This is a genomic window from Micromonospora inyonensis, assembly GCF_900091415.1.
Taxonomy (GTDB): Bacteria; Actinomycetota; Actinomycetes; order Mycobacteriales; family Micromonosporaceae; genus Micromonospora; species Micromonospora inyonensis.
The window spans coordinates 832,387-845,521 of the sequence record NZ_FMHU01000001.1; the positions used below are offsets into that span (position 1 = coordinate 832,387).

At 73.7% G+C, this 13,135-nt stretch carries 18 protein-coding genes and 1 pseudogene; 6 read left to right on the forward strand and 13 right to left on the reverse strand.

Annotated features, from left to right (window positions below):
• Window positions 1-46 precede the first annotated feature (46 nt).
• The gene (locus GA0074694_RS03655; protein WP_091452396.1) at window positions 47-727 is read right to left on the reverse strand and encodes a hypothetical protein; all 681 of its coding nucleotides are present in this window, start codon (window positions 725-727) and stop codon (window positions 47-49) included.
• Between the two features lie 338 nt (window positions 728-1,065).
• Window positions 1,066-1,449 (reverse strand): annotated as a pseudogene (locus GA0074694_RS03660) (helix-turn-helix domain-containing protein); the annotation flags it as partial.
• A 141-nt stretch (window positions 1,450-1,590) separates the two neighbouring features.
• Between GA0074694_RS03660 and GA0074694_RS03665 the strand changes: the two are divergent.
• The gene (locus GA0074694_RS03665; RefSeq protein WP_091458599.1) at window positions 1,591-2,394 is read left to right on the forward strand and encodes an alpha/beta fold hydrolase; all 804 of its coding nucleotides are present in this window, start codon (window positions 1,591-1,593) and stop codon (window positions 2,392-2,394) included.
• 6 nt (window positions 2,395-2,400) lie between these two features.
• Here GA0074694_RS03665 and GA0074694_RS03670 read toward each other — a convergent pair whose 3' ends face one another.
• From GA0074694_RS03670 to GA0074694_RS03685, 4 genes are read right to left on the reverse strand one after another with little or no spacing between them, the layout of a single operon-like run.
• A complete protein-coding gene (locus tag GA0074694_RS03670; protein ID WP_245714531.1) occupies window positions 2,401-3,357 on the reverse strand; it encodes an asparaginase in 957 nt (318 codons plus the stop codon).
• Window positions 3,358-3,411: 54 nt separating this feature from the next.
• On the reverse strand, window positions 3,412-4,239 hold the full coding sequence (locus GA0074694_RS03675) for a beta-keto acid cleavage family enzyme (RefSeq protein ID WP_091452404.1): 828 nt from the start codon (window positions 4,237-4,239) through the stop codon (window positions 3,412-3,414).
• Window positions 4,240-4,284: 45 nt separating this feature from the next.
• Window positions 4,285-5,403 (reverse strand): CAF17-like 4Fe-4S cluster assembly/insertion protein YgfZ, encoded by a 1,119-nt coding sequence (gene ygfZ, locus GA0074694_RS03680; RefSeq protein ID WP_091452407.1) that lies wholly within the window; start codon window positions 5,401-5,403, stop codon window positions 4,285-4,287.
• Window positions 5,400-5,843 carry a Fur family transcriptional regulator gene (locus GA0074694_RS03685; protein ID WP_091452410.1) on the reverse strand — a complete coding sequence of 148 codons (444 nt, stop codon included), beginning with the start codon at window positions 5,841-5,843 and terminating at the stop codon, window positions 5,400-5,402. The genes ygfZ and GA0074694_RS03685 overlap by 4 nt, the downstream gene beginning before the upstream one ends.
• Window positions 5,844-5,913: 70 nt before the next feature.
• Here GA0074694_RS03685 and GA0074694_RS03690 point away from each other — a divergent pair, with 70 nt between their 5' ends.
• Entirely contained in the window at window positions 5,914-6,804 is an 891-nt protein-coding gene (locus GA0074694_RS03690) for an aminotransferase class IV (RefSeq protein WP_245714532.1), read from the forward strand.
• 47 nt (window positions 6,805-6,851) lie between these two features.
• On the opposite strand, the gene GA0074694_RS03695 is transcribed toward GA0074694_RS03690, so the two are convergent.
• Together GA0074694_RS03695 and mtfM are read right to left on the reverse strand one after the other, a co-directional pair.
• Window positions 6,852-7,448, reverse strand: coding sequence for a heme-binding beta-barrel domain-containing protein (locus tag GA0074694_RS03695; protein ID WP_091452413.1), 597 nt, complete (start codon window positions 7,446-7,448; stop codon window positions 6,852-6,854).
• A gap of 55 nt (window positions 7,449-7,503) precedes the next feature.
• Window positions 7,504-7,608 carry a small membrane protein MtfM gene (gene mtfM, locus GA0074694_RS33535; protein WP_269148487.1) on the reverse strand — a complete coding sequence of 35 codons (105 nt, stop codon included), beginning with the start codon at window positions 7,606-7,608 and terminating at the stop codon, window positions 7,504-7,506.
• A 12-nt stretch (window positions 7,609-7,620) separates the two neighbouring features.
• Between mtfM and GA0074694_RS03700 the strand changes: the two genes are divergently transcribed.
• Window positions 7,621-7,995: a DsrE family protein gene (locus GA0074694_RS03700; RefSeq protein ID WP_091452416.1), complete on the forward strand. Its 375-nt coding sequence runs from the start codon at window positions 7,621-7,623 to the stop codon at window positions 7,993-7,995.
• A 245-nt stretch (window positions 7,996-8,240) separates the two neighbouring features.
• Here GA0074694_RS03700 and GA0074694_RS03705 read toward each other — a convergent pair whose 3' ends face one another.
• Window positions 8,241-9,101 (reverse strand): hypothetical protein, encoded by an 861-nt coding sequence (locus tag GA0074694_RS03705; protein ID WP_091452417.1) that lies wholly within the window; start codon window positions 9,099-9,101, stop codon window positions 8,241-8,243.
• Window positions 9,102-9,486: 385 nt separating this feature from the next.
• Window positions 9,487-9,714 carry a hypothetical protein gene (locus GA0074694_RS03710; RefSeq protein ID WP_091452420.1) on the reverse strand — a complete coding sequence of 76 codons (228 nt, stop codon included), beginning with the start codon at window positions 9,712-9,714 and terminating at the stop codon, window positions 9,487-9,489.
• Window positions 9,715-9,852: 138 nt separating this feature from the next.
• Here GA0074694_RS03710 and GA0074694_RS03715 point away from each other — a divergent pair, with 138 nt between their 5' ends.
• Window positions 9,853-10,584: a TetR/AcrR family transcriptional regulator gene (locus GA0074694_RS03715; protein WP_245714533.1), complete on the forward strand. Its 732-nt coding sequence runs from the start codon at window positions 9,853-9,855 to the stop codon at window positions 10,582-10,584.
• A gap of 138 nt (window positions 10,585-10,722) precedes the next feature.
• On the opposite strand, the gene GA0074694_RS03720 is transcribed toward GA0074694_RS03715, so the two are convergent.
• Entirely contained in the window at window positions 10,723-10,962 is a 240-nt protein-coding gene (locus tag GA0074694_RS03720) for a winged helix-turn-helix domain-containing protein (protein WP_091458605.1), read from the reverse strand.
• Between the two features lie 250 nt (window positions 10,963-11,212).
• On the opposite strand from GA0074694_RS03720, the gene GA0074694_RS03725 reads away from it, so the two are divergent.
• Both GA0074694_RS03725 and GA0074694_RS03730 read left to right on the forward strand, forming a co-directional pair.
• Complete coding sequence (locus tag GA0074694_RS03725; RefSeq protein WP_091452423.1) at window positions 11,213-11,557, forward strand: DivIVA domain-containing protein; 345 nt, start codon at window positions 11,213-11,215, stop codon at window positions 11,555-11,557.
• A complete protein-coding gene (locus GA0074694_RS03730) occupies window positions 11,554-11,820 on the forward strand; it encodes a hypothetical protein (protein ID WP_091452428.1) in 267 nt (88 codons plus the stop codon). Before GA0074694_RS03725 ends, GA0074694_RS03730 begins: the two co-directional genes overlap by 4 nt.
• A 142-nt stretch (window positions 11,821-11,962) precedes the next feature.
• Here GA0074694_RS03730 and GA0074694_RS03735 read toward each other — a convergent pair whose 3' ends face one another.
• Both GA0074694_RS03735 and GA0074694_RS03740 read right to left on the reverse strand, forming a co-directional pair.
• The gene (locus GA0074694_RS03735; protein WP_091452432.1) at window positions 11,963-12,283 is read right to left on the reverse strand and encodes a DUF1416 domain-containing protein; all 321 of its coding nucleotides are present in this window, start codon (window positions 12,281-12,283) and stop codon (window positions 11,963-11,965) included.
• A gap of 3 nt (window positions 12,284-12,286) precedes the next feature.
• On the reverse strand, window positions 12,287-13,135 hold the full coding sequence (locus GA0074694_RS03740; RefSeq protein ID WP_091452436.1) for a sulfurtransferase: 849 nt from the start codon (window positions 13,133-13,135) through the stop codon (window positions 12,287-12,289).

The following is a 13,135-nucleotide window of genomic DNA, read 5'->3' on the forward strand; positions in this document are numbered from 1 at the left end:
GCCGCCGGGTGCCGTACGCAGCGGGTTGCCGGGGCGGGCCGCCGGATCAGTCGACGGCCGGGCGGCTCCGCTTCGTCGCCTTCGGCAGCTTCGCCGACGGGGTGTCGGTGGTGCTGCCCGCCCTGGTGGCCCGGGTCCGCTTGGCGGCGGCCGGCTTGGCCTCGACCACCTCGGCCACGTCGGCTGGCGTGACGGTCACCTCGGACGCCTCGACGGCGGTCACCTGGGTGACCGGGGCGGTGGCCGCTCCGAGCGCCGCGGCGGGGGCCGCCCCGGATCCGGTGGCGGTGCTGGCCTCGGTGGTCTCGATGTCGGCGTTCACGGTCTCGGCGGCCTCCAGCACACCGGCACCGACGACCCGCTCGCCCCGGGCGACCAGTGCGCCGTACGCGGCCAGCGCCCGCTCCTGGGCGGCCTGGGCGCCAGCCAGGACGACAGCGGCGTTCCGGCCGGCGATCTCGCGCAGCTTGACCAGGTCGAGATCGCCCGGGACCGCCTTCTCGCGGAGGCCGGTGGCGGTGAGGTTGGCGGTCTTCAGCGTCTCGGTGGCCTTCTGCCGCAGCTCGAAGCCGGTCACCACGGCCTTGCCGCCGAGGTCGTTGACCACCCGGCCGCGGAGGTCGTCGACCACGGACGGGAGCTTGCGGAGCTGCTCGAGCGCCAGGTCGCCGGCACCGGCGGCGGCGTAGATCGGAGCAGGGATGCGACTGGTCTTCGGCTGGCTCATGACGGCTCCTCCTCCTCGACCGCCGGGGCGGTCGCCTTCTTCGTGGTCTTCCGGGGGGTGGCGTGTACGCGGGTCCGTCGGGCCGGGCGGTCGCCCGGGGCGGGGGCGGGCCCGGCCTCGGTGACGGCGACCGACTCCAGCACCGCCTCGGTCGGAGTGCCGCTGTCGGTGGTCGGGCCGGTGGCCGCCAGGTTGACCGTGGCCGCCGCGTCGGAGGCCACCCCGGTGCCGGTGGCGGCGGGAGCGCCCGGCTCGGCGACGCTGGTCGCGGCGGGAGCGCCCGGCTCGGCGGCGTTGGTCGCGGCGGGAGCGCCCGGCTCGGCGGCGCTGGTCGCGGCCGGAGCACTCTGCTCGGCGGCGCTGGTCGCCTCGGCGAGCCGGACGTTCTCCCGGCGGAACGTCTCGTAGATCTGGGTGAGCGACTGCTTCTGCGCCATCGTCAGATCCGGGTCGACGGCGATCGCGGCGAGCACCCCCTGCCCCTCGCGGTCGTCGAGCAGTCCGGCCCGCAGGTACATCGCCGGGGTGGAGACCCGCAGCGCACTGGCGAGTTGCTGGAGCACCTCGGCGCTGGGCTTACGCAGACCGCGCTCGATCTGGCTGAGGTACGGGTTGCTCACCCCGGCCTGCTCGGCGAGCTGCCGGAGCGAGATCTTCGCGTTGCGTCGCAGGTCACGGATGAATCCGCCGACGTCGCGGGGAAGGTCCTTCGGGGTGGCCATGCCCCGACGCTAACCCCTTGCGCTAGCTCCTGCAAGCAGAACGCTAACCAAAGTTAGCGACGTCTCAGATCGTTCCGCGGGGCGGACGGGCCGCTCGCCCGCGACCGGCGCGGGCCGGTCCGGTAACGTCCCCCGGTGGCCATGATCGAAGTGAACGGCACCCGACTCGGGTACGACGACACCGGCAAGGGCTCCCCGGTCCTCCTGTTGCACGCGGGGATCGCGGATCGACGGATGTGGCGGGAGCAGGTGCCCGCCCTCGCCACCCGGCATCGGGTGATCGCCCCCGATCTGCGCGGATACGGCGAGTCCGAGCTGCCCCCCACCCCCTTCGCCCACCACACGGACGTGGTCGGCCTCCTCGACGCGCTGGGCGTCGAACGGGCCGCCCTGGTCGGCTGCTCGTTCGGCGGAGCGGTGGCGATCGACACCGCGCTGACCCACCCGGACCGGGTGTCCGCGCTGGCACTCCTCGGCACCGCGGTGACCGGGCACGAGTGGTCCGACGACACGAACGACCTGTGGGACTCCCTGGTCGGCGAGATCGAGCCGGACGACGACGCGGCCGGCGCGGCCGCCGAGGTGCGGTTCTGGGTGGTCGGCCCACACCGGCGGCCGGAGGACGTCGATCCTGCCCTCCTGCGCTTCGCGCACGAGATGGACGAGCGGGCGCTCGCCACCGAACACGCGCTCAGCGCGGTCGACGTGGCCGTACCCGAGCCACCGGCCATCGGACGTCTGCACGAGCTGCGCATGCCGGTTCTGGCCACGGCCGGCGCGGCCGACCTGCCGGACATCGGCCGCCTCGCCGACCTGGTCGCCGCGACCGCGCCGGACGCGACGCGCCTGGCCGACGTACCGGACGCCGCCCACCTGCTCCCGCTGGAACGGCCCGCCGCCGTCAACGCCGCCCTGCTCGACTTCCTCGCGGAAGCCGGGAGGTAGGGCCGGCTACCAGGCCGGACGGACCACGCCGACCGGCACGCCGCCACCGAGCAGCGGAAGTCGGGCGTACTCGTGCAGGATCGGGGCGTCCTGACCGAGCCGGCGCAGGGCAGCCACGAGCACGGGCATCCGGGCGCGGGCCGCCCCATCGTCGATCTTGACGGCGACCGCGCCCACGCCGGGCAGGCCGGCGGCGATGACCCCCTCCGCGCCGATCTTGGCGAGGGTGCCCGGCAGGCCGCGCATCAGTCGGCTGTCCTCCGCCCCGGTACCGCCCACGATCTCGGGGTGGGCGCGCATCGCGTCGGCGACGCCGCGCTCCGGCGTGCCCGGCTCCGCATGCACCAGCCGCAGGTACGCCCGGGCCAGCCCGGTCAGGGACACCGCCAGCACCGGGGCACCGCAGCCGTCCACCCCGACCGCCGCGACCGGCTCTCCGGTGAACTCCTCGACGGTGGCCCGGATCCGCTGTTGCAGCGGGTGCCCCGGAAGCGGGTACCCCTCGATGGGCCAGCCGGCCGCGAGACAGGTGAGCAGCATCCCGGTGTGCTTGCCGGAGCAGTTCATCCCGATCCGGGCGGGGCCACCGCCGGCCAGCAGCACCGCGTTCCGGGCGGCCTCGTCCAGGGGCAGGTCGGGCGGACAGGCCAACGCCGACCTGTCCAGCCCGGCGGAGGCGAGCAGCGCGGCCACCCGGGCGAGGTGGAAGTCCTCCCCGGCGTGGCTGGCCGACACCAGGGCCAGGTCCGCCGGGTCGGTCAGCCGCAGCCCGGCCCGGAGCATGCCGACGGTCTGCATCGGCTTGCTCGCCGACCGGGGGAAAACCGGAGCGGTGACGTCACCGGCGGCGGCGAGGACCGCGCCGGACGCGTCCAGCACCACCACCGAGCCCCGGTGGAGGCCCTCCACGAAACCCGACCGGACCACCTCGGCGAGCAGCGCGCCACCTGCGTACGTCCTCACGGGGTGGAACGGTACCGGTGTCCCGGCCTCCGTCCACCCGGCCCCCACCTGGGACTACACGCCGAGGAGCTGCCGGGCCCCGGTCGGGGTGAGCGGCGGGCGCTGGGCGAGCTGGGCGGCGGCGACCGCGCGGGCGACGAGTTGCATGTTGGACTCGACCGGCTGCCCCTTGGCGTAGGTCACCGTGTCCTCCATGCCGACCCGCAGGTGACCGCCGGTGGCCAGCGAGGCCAGCATCACCGGGATGGTGCTGCGCCCGATGCCGGTGGCCGAGAAGGTGGTGCCCTCCGGCAGGTCCCGCACCGCCTGGCGGCACGCGACCAGCGCCTCGGCGGTGCCCGGCATACCGCCCGGCACGCCCATCACGAAGTCGACGTGCACGTGGCCGCCGGCCGGCAGGCCGTACCTGCCCAGCAGGCGCTGGAGGGCGGTCAGGTGGCCGAGGTCGAAGATCTCGTACTCGGGGACGACGCCGCGCTCCTGCATCCGGGTGTGCAGGTCGACAATGAACTCCCAACGGTTGAGGAAGACGTCGTCGCCGAAGTTGACCGTGCCCATGGTGCAGGAGGCCATGTCCGGTCGGGCGTCGAGCACGGCCAGCCGGACGGCCTCCGGGTCGGTCACCGCGCCACCGGTGGAGAGCTGCACGATCAGGTCGGTGTTCTCCCGCAGCGCGGCGACGGTGTCCCGCAGCCGCCCCGGGTCGAGGGTGGGCTTCGCCTCGTCGTCGCGGATGTGGACGTGGATCACGGCCGCGCCGAGCGCCTCGCACTCCTTGGCGGTCAGCAGCAGTTCGTCGAGGGTCACCGGCAGCGCCGGCACCTCCGCCTTGGCCGACTCGGCACCGGTCGGGGCAACCGTGATCAACGTCCCTGTCGTCATGCCGGCGATCCTAGACCGCTGGTCGGGCCGGGTCGACAACTGCGACTACGGCGTGGGGTCGATGGCGGCGGCCGCCTCGCCCACCAGGAGGGCGGCGTCGTCGGGCACGTTCCGCTTGACCACGGCGAGCGCGACCTGCCCCAGCTCGAAGTGCTGCACGGCGGTCCCGAGGAAGCCGACCGCCCGTCCGTCGGACTGGGTCACCGGGGTGCCGGCGGCCGGGAGCTGGTCGCTGGTCACCCCGTCCAGGTGCAGCAGGACGAGACGACGCGGCGGACGACCCAGGTTGTGCACCCGGGCCACCGTCTCCTGGCCCCGGTAGCAGCCCTTCGCCAGGTGCACGGCCGGGCCGATGAGGTCCACCTCGGCGGGGATCGTCCGGTGGTCGGTGTCCACGCCGACCCGGGCCCGCCGGGCGGCCACCCGCAACGCCTCGTACGCCCACAGGCCGGCCACCGGCACCCCGGCGGCCCGCAGCGTGGCGACCACGTCGTCCATGGTCTCCCGGCCGACGAGCAGGTCCACGCCGAGCGGCCCGCGCCGCGCCCAGCCACCGGCGGGCAGCGGACGGACGTCGTACCGGACGGTGGGGCGGGGCGGCACGGAGCCGGTGGGGAACTTCGGGCCCGGCACCGCGAGGGCGTCCGGTTCGGCGAGCCCGGTCAGGCCGAGCGCGCCGAGCGCCTCGGCGGCGTCCGGGCCGACCAGGGAGAGCAGGGCCCGCTCGGCGGTCGCGTCGCGGGGCTCGACCTTGCTGAAGAAGCGCATCCGCTCCAGGTACGTGAGCAGGCCGGCGGTGGCCCCCGGCTCGGTGTCCAGCCAGGTGGTCCCGCCGTCCTCGGCGACCATCGCATGCTGCTCGACGTGGCCGTGCGGGGAGAGCACGAGCAGTTCGGTGCCCTCGCCCGCGGTCAGGTCGGCCAGGTGCTGGGTGGTGAGGGTGTGCAGCCAGCCGGCACGTTCCTCGCCGGGAACCGCCACCACGCCCCGGTGCGAACGGTCGACCAGGCCGACCCCGGTGGCGAGGGTGCGCTGCTCCCGCAGCGGGTCGCCGTAGTGGGCGGCGACACCGTGGACCCCGGCCGCCCGGTGGGCGGGATCGGGCTGGTCCCGGGTCTCGGTGTCGATGGCCTCGACCGGTACGGCCCCCGCGATCTCGATCATTCCTGCTCCCCGTTTCCGTGCTCGGCGTTCCCGCATTCCCCGCAGACGCCGAAGAGCGCCACGTGCCCGATGTCGGCCTGGAAGCCGCGCTCGGCGGCCAGCCGGTCGGCGACCGGGCGCAGCAGCTCCGGCTCCACCTCGTCGATCCTGCCGCACTCCCGGCAGACCAGGTGGGCGTGCTGGTGCTCACCGGCGGCGTGGAAGGTCGGCGACCCGTGGGAGAGGTGGGTGTGCTTGACCAGCCCCAGCTTCTCCAACAGCTCCAGCGTGCGGTAGATCGTGGTGATGTTGACCCCGGCGGCCACCTCGCGGACGGCGTGGTGCACCTGCTCCGGTGTGGCGTGCCCCAGGTCCAGCACCGCCTGGAGGACCAACTGCCGCTGCGGGGTCAGCCGCAGCCCGCGGGAGCGCAACAGCTCGGCGAGGGAGGCTTCGGACACCGTCCGATCATAGTGCGGCCTCCGCGTGGGTCCGGCCCACGGCGACGGTACGCCGCTACGCTCGGCATCCGTGACCGAACTGAGCGGGACGACGGAACTGACGCACCAGGCGGGACCGCCCCGGGTGGCGGTGCTGGGCCGGGGACTCGTGCCGGCTGGTGAGCCGGTGCTGCGGGGCGACGACCTCGGGGTGCTGCACGGGGACGGGCTGTTCGAGACCATGCACCTGTGGGACGGGCGGCCGTGGCTGGTCGGCGAACACCTGGCCCGGCTGACCCGGGCGGCGAGCCTGCTCGGCCTCCGGCTACCGCCGGCCACCGCGCTGCTCGACCTGCTGGCGGCGGTGACCGTGGACTGGCCGACCGGGGTCGAGGGGTCGCTCCGGCTGGTCTGCACCCGGGGGCCGGAGGGCGTCGGCCCACCGACGGTCTACGCCACGCTGGGCGAGGTGCCGCAGCCGACCCGGCGCGCCCGTCACCTCGGGATCGCGGTGGCGACGCTGCCGCTGGGCGTGACCGCCGACGGCCGCGCCGGCCTGGACTGGCTGCCGGCCGGGTTCAAGTCCACCTCGTACGCGCTGAGCAGCGCCGCGCGCCGGTGGGCGGTCGCGCACGGGGTGGACGACGTGCTCTGGGTCTCCACCGACGGGTACGCCCTGGAAGGGCCGACGGCGAACCTGGTCTGGCTGGAGGGCGACACCCTCTGCACGGTGCCGCCCACCCGGACCGGCATCCTGCCCGGCGTCACCGCCGCCTGGCTGTTGGCACACGCGCACGAGCTGGGGTTCACGTCGGCGGAGCGGATGATCAGCCCCGGCGACCTGCGGGAGGCCGACGCCGCCTGGCTCACCTCGTCGGTACGGGGAGTCGCCGAGATCCGCACCCTGGACGGCATCCCCGGGCACCGCGCCTTCCCGTCCCCGCACACCCGACGGCTCCAGCAGCTCCTCCCCCATCCCTGAGCCCCGCGCCGCCGACGGTTCGTCGACCGTCCGGCCCCGGCCGGGCGTCAGCCCGCGACCCGGGTCAGGCGGGCGGAGAGGTGGGGGGAGAGGGAGTGGCCGACGGCCGCCATCTCCTGGGCGTACAACAGGGCGCCCTCGACGATGCCGAACAGGCGGTGGCCGGCGGTCACCTCCTTGGCGGTGGCGGTGCGCACCACGGCGTCGGTGACGAACTCCAGCTGGGTGCCCCGGCGCTTGCCGATGTGCAGCTCCATGACCCCGGTCGGGACGGTCATCAGGGCCTCCAGCTCGTCGGTCACCCGGTCACCGTCGAGCACCGGACGCCACCAGCCCACCTCCCGACCGGCCGGACGCACCGGCTGGCTCTGCTCGTCGAGGATCCAGGCGCGGGACTCGTAGAACAGGAACGGCCGCCCGTCGTGGCTGATCCGGATCTCCTGGGCGAAGTCGAAGTCCTCGATGCTGGGGAAACCGCCCCGGCCCCGTCCCCGCCACACCCCGACGTACGGCAGCAGGCCGTCCAGCGTGGGGTGCAGCTTCGGCCCGACCCGCAGGTCGTGGCTCTCCTCGTACGGGTACGGGTCGACCGGCGGCGCGTTCAGCCACGGCGGCGGGGCCAGGGGGTTGTCGCTGTCGCTCACCGGACCACCTTCGTTCGCGACTGCGGGGCTCGCAGACCCGACTCACTCCTCGCGCTCACCAATGACCTCTCGAAATGCGTACGGCAACGTAGACCAGGCCACCGGCGAGCGCGCCGAGGCCCGCGACCAGCAGGCTGACGAACCCGATCTCGGTGACCATGGCGGTCATCCTATGCTGGCCCCCATGGCACGTTCTCTCGTCGTCAAGGTGACCGCGGGCGCGGACGCCCCGGAGCGGTGTGCGCAGGCGTTCACGGTCGCCGCCACCGCGGTGGCGGCCGGGGTGGAGGTCTCGCTCTGGCTGACCGGCGAGTCGACCTGGTTCGCCCTTCCCGGCCGGGCGCAGGAGTTCGAGCTGCCCCACTCCGCCCCGCTGGCCGAGCTGCTGCACGTGATCCTCACCTCGGGGCAGGTCACCGCCTGCACCCAGTGCGCCGCCCGTCGGGACATCGGCCCCGGCGACGTGCTGCCGGGGGTACGGATCGCCGGGGCGGCGGTCTTCGTCGAGGAGGCGATGGCCGAGGGCGCCCAGGCGCTGGTCTACTAGCCCGCCCACTGGCCGCCCCCGCCCGCCCGGCCGCCCCCGCCCGCCCGGGTGGGCGCGCACGCGCCGGGCGGCACCGACGGACGAGCGGGCCGCCGATCCTGCCCTGACCTGCCCGGACCGCAGGGGCGGTACAACCTACTCCAACGGCCGGCTGCCCGAAGCGTTCGCCGGCTACGACCGCGACCTGACCGCGCTGGGTCGCAGCCGCACCGACTGACGCGTACGGTCCGGCCGGGGTCTCCGGCTCAGCGGCACGGGGTCGAGGCGGTGACCGCGAGCGGGTCGGCAGCCGGGTGGACCTGCACGGTGACCGGACCGACGCGGTAGGCGTACAGATCAGGGGTGTCGACCAGGGCGGCACCGGCGGCCAGCGGGGCGAGCACGGCCGCCGCCGAGGTCGGGGTCCCCGGGCCGGCGGTGGCCCGCACGGTGCGGGCGCTGCCGCCGCCGGGGCAGGGCGCCGCGACCAGCTCCGGCCCTCCGGCGGACGGGCGGCCCAGTGCCCGCAGGGCTGCGGCGACCGCGCCGGCCTCGGCGTCCGCGCCGGTCACCGGCGTCGGCCCGTACCCGGAACCGAGCGGGCGGCACCCGCTGTCGGCGGTGAGCCGCACGGTGCCCTCCTCGGTCTCCTGACCCCGCACCGTGACGAAATCCCCCGCGTCGGCGCGCAATCGGGAGCCCTCCCGGGTGAGCAGCACGGCGGCGCGGTAGCGGTCCGGCAGCGCCCCGGCGAGCCGGTCCAGCAGGGCGCGCGGCTCCTCGCCGGGGACCCGGACGTCGACCACGCGTTCCAGGGTGCCGCCATCGGCGAACGGCGTGACGCGGCAACCACGCTCGACCACCGGCTTCGCCAGCTCGACGAGTGCCTCCGGACCGGCGGCGGCGACCAGGTCACCGATCGCCCGGTCCACCACCGGACCGGCCTCGGCCAGGGTGCGCTGCTCGCGGACCGTCGGCCCGTCGTCACGTACGGAGAGCCAGGTCAGCGCCGCCAGCAGCAGCGCCCAGAACAGGGTGGCGACGATCAGCCAGCGGGGCCACCCCCGCGCGGGCAGGCTGGGCGGACCACTGGGTGGGGCGTACCCCGTCTGGACAGGACCGGTCACGCGGCCATGGTGTCACGTCGCCCCGGCCCGGCCACGCGGGCGTGACCCGGAGGGTTGTCCGCGGGTTGAACATGTGTGGGGCGCGGCCGGCACCACCGCGCCCCACCACCCGCTCTCGGCCGGCAGCTCACCCCCGCCCGGCGACGGGACCTGCCCTCGGCCCGGACGGCGAGTTCCGGGCCCGGCGACATGCCCCTGCGGACGCTGTAGAGCTGCCCGCACGGACGGGGCAGCTCGAAAGGACCCCGATCGGACACCACCGCCCTGCGATGCCCAGCACGCACTTCGTCGGTCGGTAAGGAGCCGACCGGAGCGGCGGATCTCGGCCGACCTCGACCGGACAACGCGAGTCGGGCCAGCGCAGCGGCGCGGGTCACGCGTGCCGTCAACGGGTCGTGTCCCAGTAGGCCTCCACGTCGTAGAGCAGTCGCACGGGTTCGCCGTTCGTGACGCCGACGAAGACCGGTTCACCGGCCGGGGTACGCCCCCGTCGCCAGACCTCCTTCCGCGCGGCGTCGCGGGACTCCCGATGGATCTTGCCGGCCAGGTGCAGCTCCATGACCCGCCGGGCGGTGGTGCGGTCGCTCTCCAACTGGATCCGCATCAGAGGCATGGCCCTCCCCCTCCACACCGGATCCTCGTACGCCGTTAAGGTAACTTACCAACGTTAAATTGGTCGGGCCCCGGTCCGACAGTTCCGCCCCGGAGCCGGCCGTAGATTTCCACCCGCACACCTGTCTGGAGTCCTGGCGTGACCGACACCGAGTTCGACCAGCCGCACGGCGGCACTTCGGGGGAACGCCGCCGCGCGGACCCCGGCTCGGTGTGGCTGCGCGAGGAACCCGCCCGGTCCCGCCCGACCCCGCTGAGCCGCGAGCGCATCGTCGACGCGGCGGTGACCCTGCTCGACCGGCACGGCATCGACGGCCTGACCATGCGTCGGCTCGCCAATCTGCTCGACGTCACCCCGACCGCGCTCTACTGGCACGTGAAGACCAAGGAGGACGTGCTCGACCTGGCCTTCGACCACGTGTTCGGCGACGTGCCGCTCCCGGCGGCCACCGAAGACTGGCGCGGCGACGCCCGCAGCCTGATCCGTGACTGGCGCGCGGCGATGCTCCGTCACCCGTGGGCTCCGGGCCTGATCGGCCGACCGATGCTCGGTCCGAACGTCCTCGCCCGCACGGAGTACCTGCAATCGGCGCTGACCCGTGGCGGCCTCGCCGACCCCGAACTGACCGTGGCCACCCGCGCGCTGGCCAACTACGTGATCGGCGCGGCGCTCACCGAGGCCACCTGGCGTCGGAGCGCGGACCCCCAGGCACAGTCGCAAGCCCGGCGACACATCACCGCGAACCCTGCCGACTACCCGACGCTCAACTCCTCCGGCCACCTCGACACGGACCGCTGGAGCGACGACGACCTCTTCGAACGCGGCCTGGACCTCATCCTCACGACCACACCGCAACCGAGCATCGAGTAACCACCCCCAGGCTCCAGGCCTCACGCGCCGCGAGAATCCCCGCCGCGGGTTCCTGGCAGCTCAGCTACACGACACGCCGACCGGATTCCACTCCAGCCGGCCACGAGTGCCCGGTCGCGGACCCTCGACGCCCCACCGTCACGGCTTCCGCATCCACGTAACCGGATCGGTAACGAAGACCCCCTTGCCCTGGCGACGGTCGATCACCTCAAGCGCTTCGAGCCGGATGTAGACCTGCTGGATCGTCGAGGCACCGACCTTGTAGTGCTCACAGAGCTGGGCAATGGAGGGAAGTTTGTCACCAGGATTGAGCCGACCGGATCGAACATCATCCATAATCTGGTGGGATATGCGGAGATAATCGGACATAGAAGGCATGGCGCTCCTCGCGTGGCAGTCCGATTTGATCACGACCAGCACGCCATCGACAAGCGACCAAGAAAACACCGTGCGTCATGGTTGACCCTTGCGCATTATGCGCATAAGTTGGCGATGAGGCCTTCCTCGTGTGGCAACGGGCAGGACTCAATCCCCCCGTCGGGGCGGGCCGCGCAACGGCAGGACGGCCCGCCCCGACCCCAGCGACGCATCCCCTGAGCAGGGGCCCTCGGGAAAGGGTGGTCCGACCGTGCGCAACCTGTTCCGACGCTTCCGCCGCAAGTCCCGTCCGAGAGCCGCGACCGGCCGGCACCGGCCACCCGCTCCGGTGCGCCCGGTCGGCGCGAGCAACCCCGGCCGGCACTACCGCTCATCGGCGTACCGGCCGCTGTGTGCGGGGCGGATTCGGGATCGACAGTTTCCGCTGGTCCGGCGGGGCCTGGACCCCGGCGAGGTGACCGCCTTCCTGCACCGGGTGGCCGACGACCTCGCCGCGCTGCACGCGGAACTGGACCAGATCCGCAACGAGAACGCCCGCATCAAGCAGTCGCTGCGGGACTGGCAGTCACGCTTCGCGCCCCGGGTGCACCGGTGAGCGACGACGACCGGCGGTTCGTCGTACACCTGACGGTCGTGGCGGCCGACCTGGCCGCCGCGCACCTGCTGGCCCGCGCGCTCACCCGGTCCCTGGCGTTCCTGCCACAGCTCGTGCTCGGCGAGACGACGGTCTCCGAGGAGGGCGATCCTGCGGCGCAGCAGGCCGTCTTCTGCGACCGACGGCTGCCGCACCGACGACGCTGTGTGCTCCGCCCCGGGCACGCGGAGGACTGCACCCCGCGCCTGCGGCTACCGCCGTGAGCCGCCACCGGTCCGCCGGGGTGTACCAGCGGCGCCGGCCACCCGGACCCGCCCGGGGCCGCACATGCCGGAAGGGGCCGCACATGCCGGAAGGGGCCTCCGGGCACAGTGGAGACCCCTTCCGGCAGCTGAAGGACGCGGGTCAGGCGACCGTCACGGCGACCTCGTTGATGCCCCGGGCGGCGGCGACGGGGGTGTCGCCGTTGCCGTGCCGGGAGAGGGCACGCAGCGTCCACGTGCCCGGCGCGGCGAAGAACCGGAACTGGCCGGCGGCCGAGGTGACCACCTCGGCGGTGAACTCACCGGTCGAGTCGAGCAGCCGGACGTACGCGCCCGGCACGAGCTCGCCCGCCTCGGACCGTACGACGCCGGTGATGACGGTTTCCTTCTCCAGGTCCAGGCTCGCGGGCAGCGGAGCCGCCTGGTCCGGTGCGGCGCAACCGGCAGCGGTGGGTGCGGTCATGGCTCAGGCCTCCCCGGGCTCGTCGCCGAGCGCGACCGGCACGCCGACCAGCGAGCCGTACTCGGTCCAGGATCCGTCGTAGTTCTTCACGTTGCGGTGGCCGAGCAGCTCCTGCAGCACGAACCAGGTGTGCGAGGAGCGCTCGCCGATGCGGCAGTAGGCGATGGTCTCCTTGCCGTCGTCCAGCCCGGCGGCGGCGTAGATCTTGCGCAGCTCGTCGTCGGACTTGAAGGTGCCGTCCTCGTTGGCCGCCTTCGACCACGGGACGCTGATCGCGGTGGGCACGTGCCCGGCCCGCTGCGCCTGCTCCTGCGGCAGGTGGGCGGGGGCGAGCAGCCGGCCGGCGAACTCGTCGGGGCTGCGCACGTCGACCAGGTTCTTGGTGCCGATCGCGGGCACGATCTCGTCGCGGAAGGCCCGGATGGAGTTGTCCGGCTCCTGCGCGACGTACTGGGTCTTCGGGCGCTCGACCTTGTCGGTCACCAGCGGCCGGGCGTCCAGCTCCCACTTCTTGCGACCGCCGTCGAGCAGCTTGACGTCGCCGTGGCCGTAGAGCTTGAAGTACCAGTACGCGTAGGCGGCGAACCAGTTGTTGTTGCCGCCGTACAGGATGACGGTGTCGTCGTTGGCGATGCCCCGCTCGGAGAGCAGCGCCTCGAACTGGCTCTTGTTGACGAAGTCCCGGCGGACCGGGTCCTGGAGGTCGGTCCTCCAGTCGAGCTTGATCGCCCCGGCGATGTGGCCGGTGTCGTACGCCGAGGTGTCCTCGTCTACCTCGACGAAGACGACGCCCGGGGCGTCGATGTTCTTCTCGGCCCATTCGGCCGAGACGAGCGCGGTGTCGCGACTCAT

Bases quoted from the DNA above. Each gene is read 5' to 3' on its own strand.
- GA0074694_RS03655 (WP_091452396.1), bottom strand. From the start codon at position 727: ATGAGCCAGCCGAAGACCAGTCGCATCCCTGCTCCGATCTACGCCGCC.
- GA0074694_RS03665 (WP_091458599.1), top strand. From the start codon at position 1,591: ATGATCGAAGTGAACGGCACCCGACTCGGGTACGACGACACCGGCAAG.
- GA0074694_RS03675 (WP_091452404.1), bottom strand. From the start codon at position 4,239: ATGACGACAGGGACGTTGATCACGGTTGCCCCGACCGGTGCCGAGTCG.
- ygfZ (WP_091452407.1), bottom strand. From the start codon at position 5,403: ATGATCGAGATCGCGGGGGCCGTACCGGTCGAGGCCATCGACACCGAG.
- mtfM (WP_269148487.1), bottom strand. From the start codon at position 7,608: ATGGTCACCGAGATCGGGTTCGTCAGCCTGCTGGTCGCGGGCCTCGGC.
- GA0074694_RS03700 (WP_091452416.1), top strand. From the start codon at position 7,621: ATGCTGGCCCCCATGGCACGTTCTCTCGTCGTCAAGGTGACCGCGGGC.
- GA0074694_RS03710 (WP_091452420.1), bottom strand. From the start codon at position 9,714: ATGCCTCTGATGCGGATCCAGTTGGAGAGCGACCGCACCACCGCCCGG.
- GA0074694_RS03720 (WP_091458605.1), bottom strand. From the start codon at position 10,962: ATGCCTTCTATGTCCGATTATCTCCGCATATCCCACCAGATTATGGAT.
- GA0074694_RS03735 (WP_091452432.1), bottom strand. From the start codon at position 12,283: ATGACCGCACCCACCGCTGCCGGTTGCGCCGCACCGGACCAGGCGGCT.
- GA0074694_RS03740 (WP_091452436.1), bottom strand. From the start codon at position 13,135: ATGAGTCGCGACACCGCGCTCGTCTCGGCCGAATGGGCCGAGAAGAAC.